Source organism: Spirillospora sp. NPDC048819 (assembly GCF_040650055.1).
In the GTDB taxonomy this organism is placed as follows: Bacteria; Actinomycetota; Actinomycetes; order Streptosporangiales; family Streptosporangiaceae; genus Spirillospora.
This window is the reverse complement of the sequence record NZ_JBEZGN010000003.1, coordinates 254,320-268,427: the sequence shown is the minus strand read 5'-3', so window position 1 is coordinate 268,427 and position 14,108 is coordinate 254,320. Positions and strand designations below refer to the sequence as shown.

Sequence of the window (14,108 nt, the reverse complement as noted above, 5' to 3'; positions counted from 1 at the left end):
GGGCGTCCGTTCACATCGTCTCGGCCCTCAGGTACCGGCGCATCGCCGGCATCTCCTTGACGAGCACGACGATCACGCCCACCGTGAGCAGCGCGACCATCGTGCGGGCCACTCCGGGGCCGATATGGATTCCCTTGCGCATTCCTCTCCCTCCTTCGCGGGTCTCTGTGCGAGTTCGCGGGTCTCTATGCGAGTTCCTTCGCCAGCAGCCCCTCGATCAGCCGGACGGCCTCGTCCACGGCCGCGCCGACCGGCGGGCTGAGCTCCATCTCCCATGTGGCGTCGGTGGTCTGCGACGACGGCTCGCACGCGACGAGCAGGATCCGGGCGGGCACCCGCCCGTTGTCGCCGGCGAGCCGCAGCACCTTCGCGGGGTCGAGCCCGTGCGCGTCCACGGCGGCGCCGCCGAAGCCGAAGCCGACGCCGTCCGGGTCGCCGGCGTCCGGCTCGATGAGCGAGACGGTGCCCGGCGCGTGGCCGCGCGCCGACGCGTCGACCAGGACGGCGGTCTCGTAGCCGTCGCCGAGCGCGTACATGAGGTCGATGCCGCGGATGCCGAAGTCGATGACGTCCACGCCTGGCGGCACGGGCCGGGTCGCCATCCGCCGGACGACCTCCACGCCGAAGCCGTCGTCGCCGTGGAACACGTTCCCGATGCCCGCGACGAGCACCTTGCGGGACGGCCCGTCCACCGGCAGCGGCTCGACCTCGTCCAGGCCGACGAAGAAGCGGTGCCCGAGCTGGTTGCGGGCGCCCAGGTCGCGCCCCGGGTCGTCGTCGACCGCGACGACCAGGTGCAGGCCGCCCTCCATGTCCTCCTCGACGCGCTCGACGGTCGCGGTGCGGCCGACGAGCGCGAGGTCGAAGATGTCCGCGCCGCCGCGCGGGCGCAGCCGGACGCGGCTGCCCGGCACCATCTCCGTCCCGTCCACGACGGCCCTGGCGTCCCCCGTCACCAGACGTCCTTCCGCGGGTCGCGCATCGTGCCGTGGAGCGTAAGCAGTTCGTCGGACGAGAGCGCGCCGCAGCGTTCCAGGATCTGCGCCGCCCTCGGGTCGGTGGCCGCCATCTCCCGCCGCTCGTCGTCGCTGAGGCTGAGCACGCTGAGGATGAGCAGCCGGTCGATCTCGGTGCCGTCGAACATGTCCCCGGGGCTCTCCGGCGCGACCTGCGGCCAGTCGTAGAGGACGATCGGCGCGGCGAGGACGGTGTCGTGGCTTCCCGGCGGGCCCGCGAGCACCGGCCACAGCCCGTCGCTCTCGCACGCGGCGGCGGCACCGGCCATCCGCTCGGGCGGGTCGGTCAGCGAGACGAACGCCGCGCCGCCGCCCGCCCGCGCCACGACGTGGGCGCACAGCATGCCCCCGTGGACGGCGCCGTCGCGCTCTTCCGCGGCACCGGTGTTGACGACCTCGACGCGCAGCCGCACGGCCCCGTCTCCGGCCTCGAAGGCCGAGATCTCGATCGTCCCGTCCACCCGCCGCCACAGGCGCGTGAACCGGGCGTCGCCGCCGATCTCCTCGTCCTCGGCGCCCGCGGCGACCGCGACCGGCACCCGGACGGGGGAACGGAGGAGGCGCGCCACGGAGACCCGTCCGCTGGTGATCTCGCGTTCGCGGGCCTCCTGCCATGTCGTGAACGTCTCGTCCCCGGCGCGGAGCTGATCCACCGGGGCGTCGCCGTCCATCACCTGGCGGTGCACCGCGTGCAGGAACCGCAGCGTGAACTCGACGTCCGGGTCGGAGCCCTCGGCGTCCATGAGGAACTCGGCGCGGACCGTCGAATGGTCGCCGGTCCGCTCGGCGTACGGGCGCGGGTAGACGCCGCCGATCGTCCACCTCCGCTGGTTCTTCAGCGCGGACCGCCGGTAGGGCCACAGCAGGTAGCCCTCGTAGAGGACGACGTCGGCGACCGCCCTCACGCAGTCCACTCTTCCTCCTCGCGCAGTTCCCCGTCCGCACGCAGGTCCCCGTCCGCACGCAGGTCCTCGTCGGCGCGCAGCGCCTCGGCCCTGCGGAGCAGCTCGTCGACCGTGTCGTCGAAGGAGGAGTGGGCCCGCCGTGCCCGGTACGCGGCCAGGCGGCCGAAGCAGTCGTCGTCCAGGCGAAGCCAGCGGGCGGACCCGTAGTAGCGGTCCATCAGGTCCCGCCACGCCTGGACGGGGAGCAGCCCGGTGGCCTCGTGATGCCACGGGATCTGCCCGGTGCGCAGCCTCCCGTCCTCGCCCGGATAGAACACGGTGCCGTTGAAGGTGAGGTCGAGCGGGACGTCGCCGCCGCGCAGCGCGTGCAGGTAGCGGTCGGCCGCGACCTGCATGTCGTGCCCGCACGCCAGCGCGAGCGTCACCTCCGCCTCGCCGCGGAACGTCGGCACGGTCGCGCCGACGCGTCCCCACGTCAGCCCGTGCAGCGACCTGTCCCACATGTCCGGCTCGCCGAACACGCCGGCGAGCCGCTCCCGCTCGACGTCGTCGTAGGCGCGGCGCGCCGCCGCGATCGTGACGGTCGTGGTGAGCAGGACGCACTGGACGGGTCCGCCGTCCAGCCGCCGCAGCCCGATCCGCAGGTTCAGCGTCGGCGTCGCCGCGAACGTCTCCGCCTCGATGCCGAGCAGGTCGAGGCCCAGTTCCGGTGACCCGCTCATGCCGGCGACAGGTTCGGCATCGAGTCGAGGATCGGTCCCCGGGCGGACGCGTTGATCCCGGTGGAGCGGCGCGCGGTCGAGGTGCCGTCCGGCAGGTGCCCCTCCTGTTTCTCGTAGTTGCCGGTGCTGTTGCCCTCGCGGACGCCCCTGACGTGCGACGGCTTGTCGGGCCTGACGTCGGGTTTGCCGACCTTGATCATCGTTCTCCCCTCATCTCTTCGAAGAAGCCGCTGATGTGGTCCCAAACCGCGTCGCCGCCGCCGAAGCCCGTCCAGTGCTCGCGCAGCAGGGCGGTCAGCCGGTAGCAGTCGTCGATCGGGAGGATCCAGTGCTCGGCCGCCCGCCGCTCCCGGTGTCGACCGGCGCCGTGCCGTTGAGCGCGGTGGACGACGAGCGCCTCCACGTCCGCGCGCAGTTCCGCCAGGACGGGGTTGGCCTCCGCCAGACGCCGCCAGCTGTCGGGATGGACGGTGGCGTGCAGCGCGCCTGCCGGGCTCGGGTAGCGGGCCGACACCTCCCCCAGCGCGGTCACGGAGAAGAACGCCAGGTCGACCGGGACCGCGAGGCCCGCCCACAGCGGCCCGTCCAGGTGGAAGCCGGTCAGCTCACGCCGTCCGGCCGGGACTAGCCGGTAGTGCCGCCCGCCCGCCGACTGGTCGTCGAACAGGATGGTGCACGCCCCGCACGCGCACAGCAGCTCGTCTTTCTCCAGGTCGAGAAGGTGCCGGTGGGCGCCCTGCAGAGGCTCGGCGCACAGGTCGCATTTGGCCGCGGTCTCGACGGCTTCGCCGGTCTCGCCGGTCTCGCCGGTTCCGGCGTGCGGCGGCGAGGACGGCGACCCGGCCAGCGCCGCCAGCCGCGGGGTGCACAGCCCGGACGTCATACGCGGCTCCTCAGCTGATCCAGCGGAATGAGCACCGGCTCCGGTGCGGGCTCCTCGACGTCGACGCGTTCCAGTTCCGGCGCCGCGGCCCGCACCGCCCGCTCGACCGCGTCCATCACGGGGCGCGGCGCGGCGGCACGCCCCTCGGTCGCGACGCTCAGCCGGACGGCCGGGCCCTCGATCCCCGCGAACTCCACGGACGTGCGGTGCTTGGCCAGGAACCCTTCCAGCCCGCCGAGCGCCCGCCGCACCCGCGTCTCCGGGGTCTCCGGATGCAGGCCGTGCATGAGCAGCAGGTGGGCGATCAGCTCGTCCCCGACCAGCGCGGGCACCGCGTCCGCGGCGAGCCGCACGACCCGGTCGAGGGCCTCCCCGTACAGGTCCGCCAGGGCCTGGACGGCCGGGGCCGCGGCCGGGTCGAGCCGTCCGAGCAGCCCCTCGAGGTGCTGGACGTGCTCGCGCACGCGCTCGTCGTCCCAGCCCATCAGGCCTGCCCGTCCATCGGCCGCTCAGCGAACATCGACTGGTCACCGAACATCGGCGAGTGGCGCTGCTCGATCGTCCGGCCGTTGCCCACGTACATGTGCACGCCGCACGGCAGGCACGGGTCGAAGCTGCGGACGGTCCGCATGATGTCGATGCCCTTGAAGTCGTCCGGGCCGTTCTCCTCGAAGATCGGCATGCCCTGGACGGCGTCCTCGTACGGGCCGGGCACGCCGTTGGAGTCGCGCGGGCTCGCGTTCCACGGCGTCGGCGGGTACGGCTGGTAGTTCGCGATCTTGCCGTCGCGGATGACGAGGTGATGCGACAGCACGCCCCGGACGGCCTCGTGGAACCCGACGCCGATGGCCTCGTCCGGGACGTCGAAGTCGGTGAACACCTTCGTCCGCCCGGCCCGGACCTCGTTCAGGGCCTGCTCGGCGAAGTGCAGCGCCATCGCCGCCGCGTACGCGATGAAGTACGCGCGGGCCCGGTCGCGTTCGATGGTGTTGGCGTACTGCGGCGGCCTCCACTCCAGGTTGACCTCCGGCATGCCGGGCGTCTTCGGCAGGTCGATCTGGACGCTGTGCCCGGTCGAGCGCACATACGGCGTGTTCACCTCGCCGGCCAGCGCCGTCGCCCACAGCCGGGCGAGCGGCCCGCCGCCGGTGTCGAGGGCCAGGTGGTCGCCGGACGACGGGTCGAGCCAGCGCGGGCTGACGACCCAGCTGTACTTCCCGCCGTCGAGGTCGCGCTTCTGCGGATGCGGCAGCGTCGTCTGGTTCCACGGGTGCCGCTTGTCGATGGGGTTGCCGAGCGGGTCCTCCTTGACGAACGTCTCCTCGTTCGTCCAGTCGTCGTAGTACGAGCTGCCCAGCAGGATCCGCATGCCGAGGTTAATGTCGACCAGGTCGGTCGTGACGAGTCGGCCGTCCACGACGATGCCCGGGGTGACGAACGCGGCGCGCCCCCACTCGGACATGTGCCGGTAGTCGTAGTCGACGACGTCCGGGTTCTGGAACGCGCCCCAGCAGCCGAGCAGCGTCCGCCGCCGCCCCACCTGGTCGTAGCCGGGCACCGCGTCGAGGAAGAAGTCGAAGACGTCGTCGTTCATCGCGACGGCCCGCTTGATGAAGTCGAGGCAGCGGGTCAGCCGGACGAGGTAGTCGGTGAACACCTGCGGTGTCGCGACCGTGCCGACACCGCCCGGATACAGCGTGGACGGGTGGACGTGCCGCCCCTCCATCAGGCAGATCATCTCGCGGGTGATACGGCTGAGCTGCAGGGCCTCCTTGTAGACCGACCCCTCGAACGGGTTGAACGCGGCCATCAGGTCGGCGATCGTGCGGAAGCCGTGGACGGAGCCGCGCGGCGCCTCGGTGTGCTTGGCAGTCGCCAGGAGACCCGGGTTCGTCTCGGCGACCATCCGTTCGCAGAAGTCGACGAAGACCAGGTTGTCCTGGAAGATCGTGTGGTCGAACATGAACTCGGCGGCCTCGCCGAGGTTGATGATCCAGTCGGCGAGCGGCGGCGGCTTGATCCCGTACGCCATGTTCTGTGCGTAGACGGAGCAGGTCGCATGGTTGTCGCCGCAGATGCCGCAGATGCGGCTGGTGATGAAGTGCGCGTCGCGCGGGTCCTTGCCCTTCATGAACACGCTGTAGCCGCGGAAGATGGACGAGGTGCTCTTGCACTCGGCCACCTCCCGGTTCGCAAAGTCGATCTTGGTGTAGATGCCGAGGTTGCCGACGATCCGGGTGATCGGGTCGAACGCGACCTCGACGAGGCCCCCCTGCCCGGGGGACATGTCGCTCCTCGTCTGAGTGCCCTGCTTCATTCACGCGGCCTTTCGGTTGCGGGCGTCCGGCCTCAGTGGTGCGGCCAGCGTGGCTGGTAGCCGCTGGTCAGCCGTTCGCGGTTGTGGCGCCACTTGGGCTCCTTGTTCGCGCCCCTGTTCGTGATCGACCGCATCGTCCGGATGAACGGCCCGTACGTCCGCAGCAGCGTCGAGGACAGGCTCGCGCCGGGCGGCTCGTCCATGAACGGCATGAACTTGTCGGGGAAGCCGGGCATGGTGCAGCCGATGCAGATGCCGCCCACGTTGGGGCAGCCGCCGACGCCGTCCATCCAGCCGCGCTTGGTGACGTTGCAGTTCACCACCGGGCCCCAGCAGCCCACCTTCACCTGGCATTTCGGCGAGTTGTAGTCGCGGGCGAAGTCGGCCTGCTCGTAGTAGGCGGCCCGGTCGCAGCCCTCGTGGACGGTCTTGCCGAACAGCCAGGTCGGGCGGAGCTGCTCGTCCAGCGGGATCACCGGGGCCTGCCCGGCCGCCTGGTGCAGCACCCACAGGAGCGTCTCCATGAAGTTGTCCGGCTGGACGGGGCAGCCCGGCACGTTCACGATCGGCAGGCCGCCGGCGGAGCGGAAGTCCCAGCCGAGGTAGTCGGCGAGGCCCATGCACCCGGTCGGGTTGCCGGCCATCGCGTGGATGCCTCCGTAGGTCGCGCACGTCCCCGCGGCCACCACCGCCCACGCCTTCGGCGCGAGCCGGTCGATCCAGGTGTTGACCGTGATCGGCTCACCGGTCTCGGGGTCGTTGCCCATCGACGTCCAGTAGCCGTCCCCGTTGATGTTCTCGTTCGGGATCGATCCCTCGACGACGAAGATGAACGGCTCCAGCTCGCCCCGCGCGGCCTGGTGGAAGGCCTCCATGAACTCGGCGCCGTTCTCGTAGGCGAGCACCTTGTTGTGCAGGTGGACCTTCGGCAGGCCCGGTATCGCCCCGAGGACCACGTCCTCGATGCTCGGCAGCGAGGCCGCGGTCACCGAGACGGTGTCCCCGTCGCAGCTCATCCCCTCGGACGTCCACAGAATGTGGATCTCGTCCGTCCGCGGCTCCGCCGGTGCGGCGCTCACCATCGCTTCCTCCCCCGACCGGTAGAGATCATTACCAATTCGGCCTGCCCTGCGGGAACGTCCCGAAACACCGGCCGAAAAGCCTTCCAAGCAAGTGCATCGACTCGGTAAACACAGCGTTTGAGCAGGGAAGATCGGGGCAGCAGAAACGGGCGTGCGCAACCGAGGCCGACGGGGGATGAGCGTGCACGAATTGGCGGTGACGGAGAGCGTCATAGCTGCGATTTCCATGCAATTGCCCGATTCGCAGGTGGCTGTTGTCCATCTGGAAATAGGGAGACTTTCCGGTGTCATGCCGGACGCCGTGCGATTCTGCTTCGAACTCGCGGGCGAGGGCACCTGCGTGGAGGGCGCGCGGCTCGACATCACCGAACCCGAAGGGACAGGGAGCTGCGCGAGCTGCGGAACGTCCTTCCCCGCACGCGACGCCCTCGCCGTGTGCCCGTGCGGCAGCGCCGACGTGACGATCAGCGGCGGCGCCGAACTGACGATCAAAGCGGTGGAGGTCACCGACGATGTGTGAGACCTGCGGATGCGACGCGGCCGGCGCCCCGCGCCTGACGACCCTGCCGGCACCGGACCACGCACTCGGCCGCGACACCGCACTTGGCCACGACCCCGCACCCGGCCGCGACACCGCTCACGACAACGACCCGGCACACGATCACGACCGGCCACACGGCCGTGACCACGCCCACGTCGTCCCGCTGGGCCAGCGGGTCCTGGCGCACAACGACGACCTGGCCGGGCGGAACCGGGCCTGGCTCGCCGAACGCGGCGTCCTCGCGCTCAACATGATGAGCTCGCCCGGCTCCGGCAAGACGACGCTGCTGGAGCGGACGGTCGCCGACCTGGGCCCGTCCCGCCCGGTCTCGGTGATCGAAGGCGATCAGGAGACGCTGCTGGACGCGCGCCGCCTCGCCGCCGCGGGAGCCCGCACCGTCCAGGTCAACACCGGCTCCGGCTGCCACCTCGACGCCGCGATGGTGGCCGACGCCCTGACCGCGCTGGAGGCGCCGGACGGCTCGACGGTGTTCATCGAGAACGTCGGCAACCTCGTCTGCCCTGCGCTGTTCGACCTCGGCGAGCGCGCCCGGGTGGTGCTGATGTCGGTCACCGAGGGCGCCGACAAGCCGCTGAAGTACCCGCACATGTTCCGCGGCGCGGACGTCCTGCTCCTCAACAAGATCGATCTGCTCCCGTACGTGGACTTCGACGTCGACGCCTGCCGTGACGCGGCCCGCCGCGTCCGCCCCGGCCTGAGCCTCCTGCCCGTCTCCGCCACCCGCGGCGACGGGCTCGACAGCTGGTACGACTGGCTCGCCGACGCCTGACGCCGCGCCGCGGCGGCGATGAGCGGCCTTGACCTTGAGCGCACTCCAGCAGCTAGCGTTCCGCGCATCCGACTACCAGGGAGAACCCCCAGGATGCAGTATCGCAAGCTCGGCCGGACCGGCGTCGAGGTCAGCACCCAGTGCCTCGGGGCCATGATGTTCGGCGAGGTCGGCAACCCCGACCACGACGACTGTGAACGCATGGTCCACCGCGCGCTGGACGCCGGGATCAACTTCATCGACACCGCCGACATGTACGCCGCCGGGGAGAGCGAGGAGATCGTCGGCCGCGCCATCAAGGCCCGCAGGGACGACATCGTCCTCGCGACCAAGTTCTTCTTCCCGCTGGGCGAGGAGCGCAACCGGCGCGGCGGATCACGCCGCTACATCGTGCGCGCCGTCGAGGACAGCCTCCGCCGTCTCGGCACCGACCACATCGACCTCTACCAGATGCACCGCCGCGACTGGGACACCGATCTGGACGAGACGCTCGGGGCGCTGGACGACCTCGTCCGCCAGGGCAAGGTGCTCTACCTAGGGTCGTCGTCGTTCCCCGCCGACTGGATCGTCGAGGCCCAGTGGGCCGCCGACCGCCGCAACACCGCGCGGTTCGTGTGCGAACAGCCGCAATACTCGATCTTCGCGCGATCGATCGAGGTGGACATGCTGCCCGCAGCCCGGCGGCACGACATGGGCGTCATCCCGTGGAGCCCACTGGCCGGGGGCTGGCTCACCGGCAAGTACCGGCGCGGCGAGCAGGCCCCCGACGGCGCACGCTTCTCCGGGACCGGCCATCCCGCCTGGGAGAGCCGCACCGTCGGCGTGGACCCCAGCGCCCCGGCACGCTACGACGCCGTCGAGCGGCTCGCCAAGATCGCGGACGAGGCCGGCCTGTCCCTGACGCACCTCGCGCTGGCCTTCGTCGCCGAGCACCCGGCCGTCACCTCGACGATCATCGGCCCCAAGACCATGACCCAGCTCGACGATCTCCTGGCCGCCGCCGGCACTCGCCTGGACACCGCCGTCCTGGACGCCATCGACGAGGTCGTCCCGCCCGGCACCGACATGCCCGGCATCAACCACGGCACGGGCAACACGTCCCTGGAACCGGCCGACCGCCGCCGCTGACCTTTCCGCTTGACCTTGAGCGCGCTCCAGGTTCTAGCGTTCGGGTGACTACCAAGGGAGCACATCAGCATGGAGTACCGGAGACTCGGCCGGACGGGCGTCCGAGTCAGCACGCAGTGTCTCGGCGCCATGATGTTCGGGACGATCGGCAACGCCGACTACGGCGAGTGTGAACGCATCGTCCACCGGGCCTTGGACGCGGGCGTCAACTTCATCGACACCGCCGACATCTACTCGAACGGCAAGAGCGAAGAGATCGTGGGCCGCGCCATCAAGGGGCGGCGGGACGACATCGTCCTCGCCACCAAGTTCTTCAACCCGATGGGCGAGGACCGCAACATGCGGGGCGGGTCGCGGCGCTGGATCGTGCGGGCGGTGGAGGACAGCCTCCGCCGGCTGGGGACCGACCACATCGACCTCTATCAGATGCACCGGCACGACTGGGGCACCGATCTGGACGAGACGCTCGGGGCGCTGGACGACCTCGTCCGCCAGGGCAAGGTGCTCTACCTCGGGTCGTCGTCGTTCCCCGCCGACTGGATCGTCGAGGCCCAATGGGCCGCCGACCGCCGCAACACCGCGCGGTTCGTTTGCGAACAGCCGCAATACTCGATCTTCGCGCGTTCGATCGAGGTGGACATGCTGCCCGCCGCGCGGCGGCACGGCATGGGCGTCATCCCGTGGAGCCCGCTGGCCGGGGGCTGGCTCACCGGCAAGTACCGGCGCGGCGAGCAGGCCCCCGACGGTTCCCGTTTCAGCCGCCGCGGGGGGCTCGACCAGAACCCTGACGCGCCCGCCCGCTTCGACGCCGCCGAGCGCCTGGAGAAGATCGCCGACGACGCGGGCCTCTCGATGACCCATCTGGCGCTCGGGTTCGTCACCGAGCACCCGGCCGTCACCTCGACCATCATCGGGCCGAAGACGATGGAGCAGCTCGACGACCTGCTCGCCGGCGCCGACGTCCGCCTCGACGGCGGTGTCCTCGACGCCATCGACGAGGTCGTCCCGCCGGGTACCGACATGCCGGGCATCGACCACATGTCCGGCAACCCGTCGCTGAGGCCGCGGAACCGCCGCCGCTGACCCGCCGCGGATCCGCCGCGGACAAGGAACGGCCCCGGCGCGGGTGCGCCGGGGCCGGTTCCGCGCCCTACCGGATCAGCGGGTCGCGGGGCAGGCCGAGGATGCGTTCGCCGATCTGGTTGCGGGTGATCTCCGACGTCCCGCCGGCGATGGACATGCCGCGGGAGCCGAGCCGCATCAGCCCGGCGAACTGGCCGAGGCCGTCGGTGAACGCGGTGTCCGGGCCGGCGAACTCGGCGAGCAGGTCGGCCGTGGCGTGGCCGTGCTCGGCGAGAACGAGCTTGGTGATGTTGCCCTCGGGACCGGGCTCGCCGCCGGCGACGGCCCGTTCGGCGGACCGGAGGTTGAGCAGCCGGAGCGCCTGCTCCTCCGCCGCGTAGGCGCCGACGCGTTCGGCGGCGGCGGGAACGCGGTCGCCGCGCTCGGTGTAGAGCCGGAAGACGTCGGGTCCGGGCGGGCCGCCGACACCGCCGCCGATGCTGACGCGCTCGTTGCCGAGCGTCGCGCGGGCCACCGCCCAGCCCTGGTTGGGGGTGCCGACGACGTCGGCGTCGGGGACGAAGACGTCGGAGAAGAAGACCTCGTTGAAGTCGGAGTCCCCGGTGGTCTGGCGCAGCGGCCTGACCTCGACGCCGGGGTGTTCCATGTCGACGACGACCATGGTGACGCCGGCGTGCTTGGCGGCGTCCGGGTCGGTGCGGACCGTCGCGAAGCCCCAGCGGCAGTAGTGCGCGCCGCTCGTCCAGACCTTCTGCCCGTTGACGAGCCAGCCGCCGTCCACCTTCACGGCCCGCGTCTTGACGGCGGCCGCGTCCGAGCCGGCCTCCGGCTCGCTGAACAGCTGGCACCAGATCTCGTCGCCGGTGAGCGCGGGACGCACCCAGCGGTCGATCTGGTCCTGCGTGCCGTGCTGGATCAGGGTGAGGATCACCCAGCCGGTGATCCCGTACTGGGGGCGCTTGACGCCGGCGGCGCGGAACTCGTCCTCGATGACGAGCTGCAGCCCGGCGCTCGCCTCCACACCCCACGGGCGCGGCCAGTGCGGCTGGACGTACCCGGTCTCGATGAGCTTGCGCCGCTGCTCCTCGGCGGGAAGCGCCGCGATCTCGCGCGCCAGTTCGCGGATCCGCCCGCGCTGCGCCTCGGCCTCGGGCGGCAGGTCCAGGCTCGCCACCCGGGCGACGCCGGCGGTCCGCAGCCGCGTCACGTCCCGCTCCGCGGCGTGCGGGTCGAACACCGCCTCCAGCGTGGCGGCGCGGCGCAGCAGCAGGTGCGCGTCGTGCTCCCAGGTGAAGCCGATCCCGCCGTGCACCTGGATGTTGAGGCCGGCGTTGCCGGTGAACGCGGGGACCGCGAGCGCCGCCGCGACCGCCGCGGCCAGCTCGAACTGGTCGGACGGACCGGACGCGGCCCGCGCCGCGTCCCACACCGCGGCCGTGCCCATCTCGGCGGCAACGAGCATGTTCGCGCAGTGGTGCTTGACGGCCTGGAACGTCGCGATCGGACGCCCGAACTGCTGCCGCACCTTGGCGTACTCGGTCGAGGTCTCCACGCATTCGAGCGCGCCGCCGACCGCCTCGGCGGACGCGAGGGTGCGGGCGATCGCGGTCGCGTGCGCCCTGGCGCCGGCCAGGACCGCTTCGGCGGGCACGCCGTCGAGCCGGACGCGGGCCGAGCGGCGCGACGGGTCGAGGTTGCCGGGCACCTCGACGGTGACGCCCGCCGCGTCCGCCCGCACGACGACCATGGCGTCGCCCGCGGCGAGGACGAGCAGCTCCGCGAGCCCGCCGCCGAGCACCACGCCGGCGTCCCCGGAGGCGGCGCCGTCCCGCACCGTCACGGAGCCGTCCACACCGACGGCCGCGGGGGTCGCCCCCGAGGCCAGGCCGGGCAGCAGCCGCGCGCGCAGCGCGTCGTCGCCCGACGCGGCGATCACGGCGGACGCCGTCATCGTCGGCAGGAAGGGTCCGGGCGCGGCGGCGCGGCCGAGCTCCTCGGCGACCACGACCAGTTCCTGGAGGCCGGCGCCGCCGCCTCCGTGCTCCTCGGGGAGGTGCAGGCCGAGCAGCCCGAGCCCGGCGAACTCCGTCCAGAATCCCGGCAGCGTCTCCTTGTCCGCCTCCAGCAGCGCACGGTTCGCGGCGCGCGCGTCATGGTCGCGCAGGAACGTTCGCGTCGTCCGCGCCAGCTCGCGGTGTTCCTCGCTGATGGCGATCGCCATGGGCCCTCCAAGGTCCTGCCGCTTCGGCACCCGCCCGGCCCGGCCCGGCACTTCGGCGGGAACCCTCGATGTTCACCCGGTCATTCTGGACCGAACGGCATTCTAGTCGCACGGGCGGCCGTTTGGGCAGCCTCAATGCGATCGCAGGTCCGGGTACCGCCGGCTACCGCAGCGCGTCGACGAAGCGCTGCGCCTCGTCGCGTCCCATACCCGTCTCGGCGCAGACCAGCGCGACCGCCGACTCGTAGTCGCCGGCGTGCTTGAACGCCCGCACCCGGTCCGACAGCACACCGTGCGGCGCGGCCGCCGGCGGCGGCACGGCAGGCGGCGGTGCGGGCACGTGCCCCATCTGAAGGGCGCGGACATAGTCCTTGGCGGCCCGCGTATCGAGGCGGATGTACTGGTGGACCAGTTTCACCGCTTCCTTCTCCCTGCTCCCGGCGATCAGCACGCGCGCCTGGGCCTGGATCTCGGGCGGCACCATCCTGTCGAACGCCTCGGCCCGCAGGCCGTCCACATACTCCTTCGCCTCTTTCAGCCCGGCCCCCGTGGCCTCCCGGACGAACTTGACGGCCGGAATGTACTTGCCCCGCCTGACCATCTCGATGACCCTCTCGCGGGCCTCCGGATGCATTGGGGGAACCGAAGATTTCACCAGATCTCTCCTCAGAGCGGCAGGCGTCCGATTCTTCCCGCATCCACCGGCCGCCGCACCCCCCTCACCTCAGCGGACGGCGGCCGAGATAGGCGATCAGCCGTTCCCCCGCGTCGGCGTCCGGGCCCGGCTCGACGGGCTCGTCGAACAGCGGGCGGCGCGGCTCGGGCACGACGAGCGGGCAGAGCCTCAGCAGTTCCTCCGCCATCCCCGGCGGGACGGGCCGCCGCTCCCCCGACGCCTGCGCGATGTCCCAGCCGTGGACGGCCACCTCGATCGCTCCCGCGGCCTCCATCAGGTCCCCGGCAAGCCGGCGGTCGCCGATCTCGACCCGCCCCAGCGCCCCGGAGACCCGCAGCAGCCGGACGGCGCTCACCCGCACGGCCGACACCGGATCCTCCTCCCGGACGAGCGGCGCCGGTTCGACGCCGACCCGTCCCAGAGAAGCGCCCTCGCTGAGCGCCGTCAGCGAGTCCCGGAGGTGCAGCAGCAGCATCTCGAGGTCCCAGGACGCGCACGGCGTCCGGCGCGGCAGCATCTGCGGCGTGACCGTCTGGACGGACGTCAGCGCGAAGCCGATCGCCCGTTCCAGCAGCCCGCCGCCCCGGGGGGCCCGACACGGCGCGCTCGTCCGCTCGTACATCGGCGTTCCAATCGTGGTGGTGTGCCTCTCTCTTTTGGACCATCCGGGCGACAGAAAGTCATCGGGCGTCACACATTGCGCGAAAATCTCCCACCCGACCAGTGAAACGGCACATTCCACCC

The 14,108-nt window shown here is 71.8% G+C and carries 16 protein-coding genes; 4 read left to right on the top strand and 12 right to left on the bottom strand.

Going from position 1 to position 14,108, the window contains the following annotated elements; genetic code table 11:
- Positions 1 to 10 precede the first annotated feature (10 nt).
- From AB0C35_RS07170 to AB0C35_RS07130, 9 genes are all read right to left on the bottom strand, one after another.
- Complete coding sequence (locus tag AB0C35_RS07170; RefSeq protein ID WP_358451558.1) at positions 11 to 142, bottom strand: hypothetical protein; 132 nt, start codon at positions 140 to 142, stop codon at positions 11 to 13.
- Positions 143 to 185: 43 nt separating this feature from the next.
- Positions 186 to 956 (bottom strand): hydrogenase maturation protease, encoded by a 771-nt coding sequence (locus tag AB0C35_RS07165; protein ID WP_358451556.1) that lies wholly within the window; start codon positions 954 to 956, stop codon positions 186 to 188.
- On the bottom strand, positions 953 to 1,930 hold the full coding sequence (locus AB0C35_RS07160) for a hypothetical protein (protein ID WP_358451554.1): 978 nt from the start codon (positions 1,928 to 1,930) through the stop codon (positions 953 to 955). Before AB0C35_RS07160 ends, AB0C35_RS07165 begins: the two co-directional genes overlap by 4 nt.
- The gene (locus AB0C35_RS07155; RefSeq protein WP_358451552.1) at positions 1,918 to 2,643 is read right to left on the bottom strand and encodes a DUF6084 family protein; all 726 of its coding nucleotides are present in this window, start codon (positions 2,641 to 2,643) and stop codon (positions 1,918 to 1,920) included. The genes AB0C35_RS07160 and AB0C35_RS07155 overlap by 13 nt, the downstream gene beginning before the upstream one ends.
- Entirely contained in the window at positions 2,640 to 2,843 is a 204-nt protein-coding gene (locus tag AB0C35_RS07150; RefSeq protein ID WP_358451550.1) for a hypothetical protein, read from the bottom strand. Before AB0C35_RS07150 ends, AB0C35_RS07155 begins: the two co-directional genes overlap by 4 nt.
- Positions 2,840 to 3,526: a DUF5947 family protein gene (locus AB0C35_RS07145; protein ID WP_358451548.1), complete on the bottom strand. Its 687-nt coding sequence runs from the start codon at positions 3,524 to 3,526 to the stop codon at positions 2,840 to 2,842. The genes AB0C35_RS07150 and AB0C35_RS07145 overlap by 4 nt, the downstream gene beginning before the upstream one ends.
- A complete protein-coding gene (locus tag AB0C35_RS07140) occupies positions 3,523 to 4,011 on the bottom strand; it encodes a hypothetical protein (protein WP_358451547.1) in 489 nt (162 codons plus the stop codon). The genes AB0C35_RS07145 and AB0C35_RS07140 overlap by 4 nt, the downstream gene beginning before the upstream one ends.
- A complete protein-coding gene (locus tag AB0C35_RS07135; RefSeq protein WP_358451545.1) occupies positions 4,011 to 5,813 on the bottom strand; it encodes a nickel-dependent hydrogenase large subunit in 1,803 nt (600 codons plus the stop codon). Before AB0C35_RS07135 ends, AB0C35_RS07140 begins: the two co-directional genes overlap by 1 nt.
- 62 nt (positions 5,814 to 5,875) lie before the next feature.
- Positions 5,876 to 6,922, bottom strand: coding sequence for a hydrogenase expression protein HypE (locus tag AB0C35_RS07130; protein WP_358451543.1), 1,047 nt, complete (start codon positions 6,920 to 6,922; stop codon positions 5,876 to 5,878).
- A 178-nt stretch (positions 6,923 to 7,100) separates the two neighbouring features.
- Between AB0C35_RS07130 and AB0C35_RS07125 the strand changes: the two genes are divergently transcribed.
- From AB0C35_RS07125 to AB0C35_RS07110, 4 genes are all read left to right on the top strand, one after another.
- Positions 7,101 to 7,445 (top strand): hydrogenase maturation nickel metallochaperone HypA, encoded by a 345-nt coding sequence (locus tag AB0C35_RS07125; RefSeq protein ID WP_358451541.1) that lies wholly within the window; start codon positions 7,101 to 7,103, stop codon positions 7,443 to 7,445.
- On the top strand, positions 7,438 to 8,256 hold the full coding sequence (hypB, locus tag AB0C35_RS07120) for a hydrogenase nickel incorporation protein HypB (protein ID WP_358451539.1): 819 nt from the start codon (positions 7,438 to 7,440) through the stop codon (positions 8,254 to 8,256). Before AB0C35_RS07125 ends, hypB begins: the two co-directional genes overlap by 8 nt.
- A gap of 93 nt (positions 8,257 to 8,349) precedes the next feature.
- Positions 8,350 to 9,384, top strand: coding sequence for an aldo/keto reductase (locus AB0C35_RS07115; protein ID WP_358451537.1), 1,035 nt, complete (start codon positions 8,350 to 8,352; stop codon positions 9,382 to 9,384).
- Positions 9,385 to 9,453: 69 nt separating this feature from the next.
- Entirely contained in the window at positions 9,454 to 10,467 is a 1,014-nt protein-coding gene (locus AB0C35_RS07110) for an aldo/keto reductase (protein WP_358451535.1), read from the top strand.
- Between the two features lie 67 nt (positions 10,468 to 10,534).
- Here the strand turns inward: AB0C35_RS07110 and AB0C35_RS07105 are convergent, their stop codons facing one another.
- From AB0C35_RS07105 to AB0C35_RS07095, 3 genes are all read right to left on the bottom strand, one after another.
- The gene (locus AB0C35_RS07105; RefSeq protein ID WP_358451533.1) at positions 10,535 to 12,688 is read right to left on the bottom strand and encodes an acyl-CoA dehydrogenase; all 2,154 of its coding nucleotides are present in this window, start codon (positions 12,686 to 12,688) and stop codon (positions 10,535 to 10,537) included.
- A 163-nt stretch (positions 12,689 to 12,851) separates the two neighbouring features.
- Entirely contained in the window at positions 12,852 to 13,343 is a 492-nt protein-coding gene (locus tag AB0C35_RS07100) for a ribosomal protein L7/L12 (protein ID WP_358451531.1), read from the bottom strand.
- 64 nt (positions 13,344 to 13,407) lie between these two features.
- A complete protein-coding gene (locus tag AB0C35_RS07095; RefSeq protein WP_358451529.1) occupies positions 13,408 to 13,986 on the bottom strand; it encodes a TIGR03086 family metal-binding protein in 579 nt (192 codons plus the stop codon).
- Between the last annotated feature and the right edge of the window lie 122 nt (positions 13,987 to 14,108).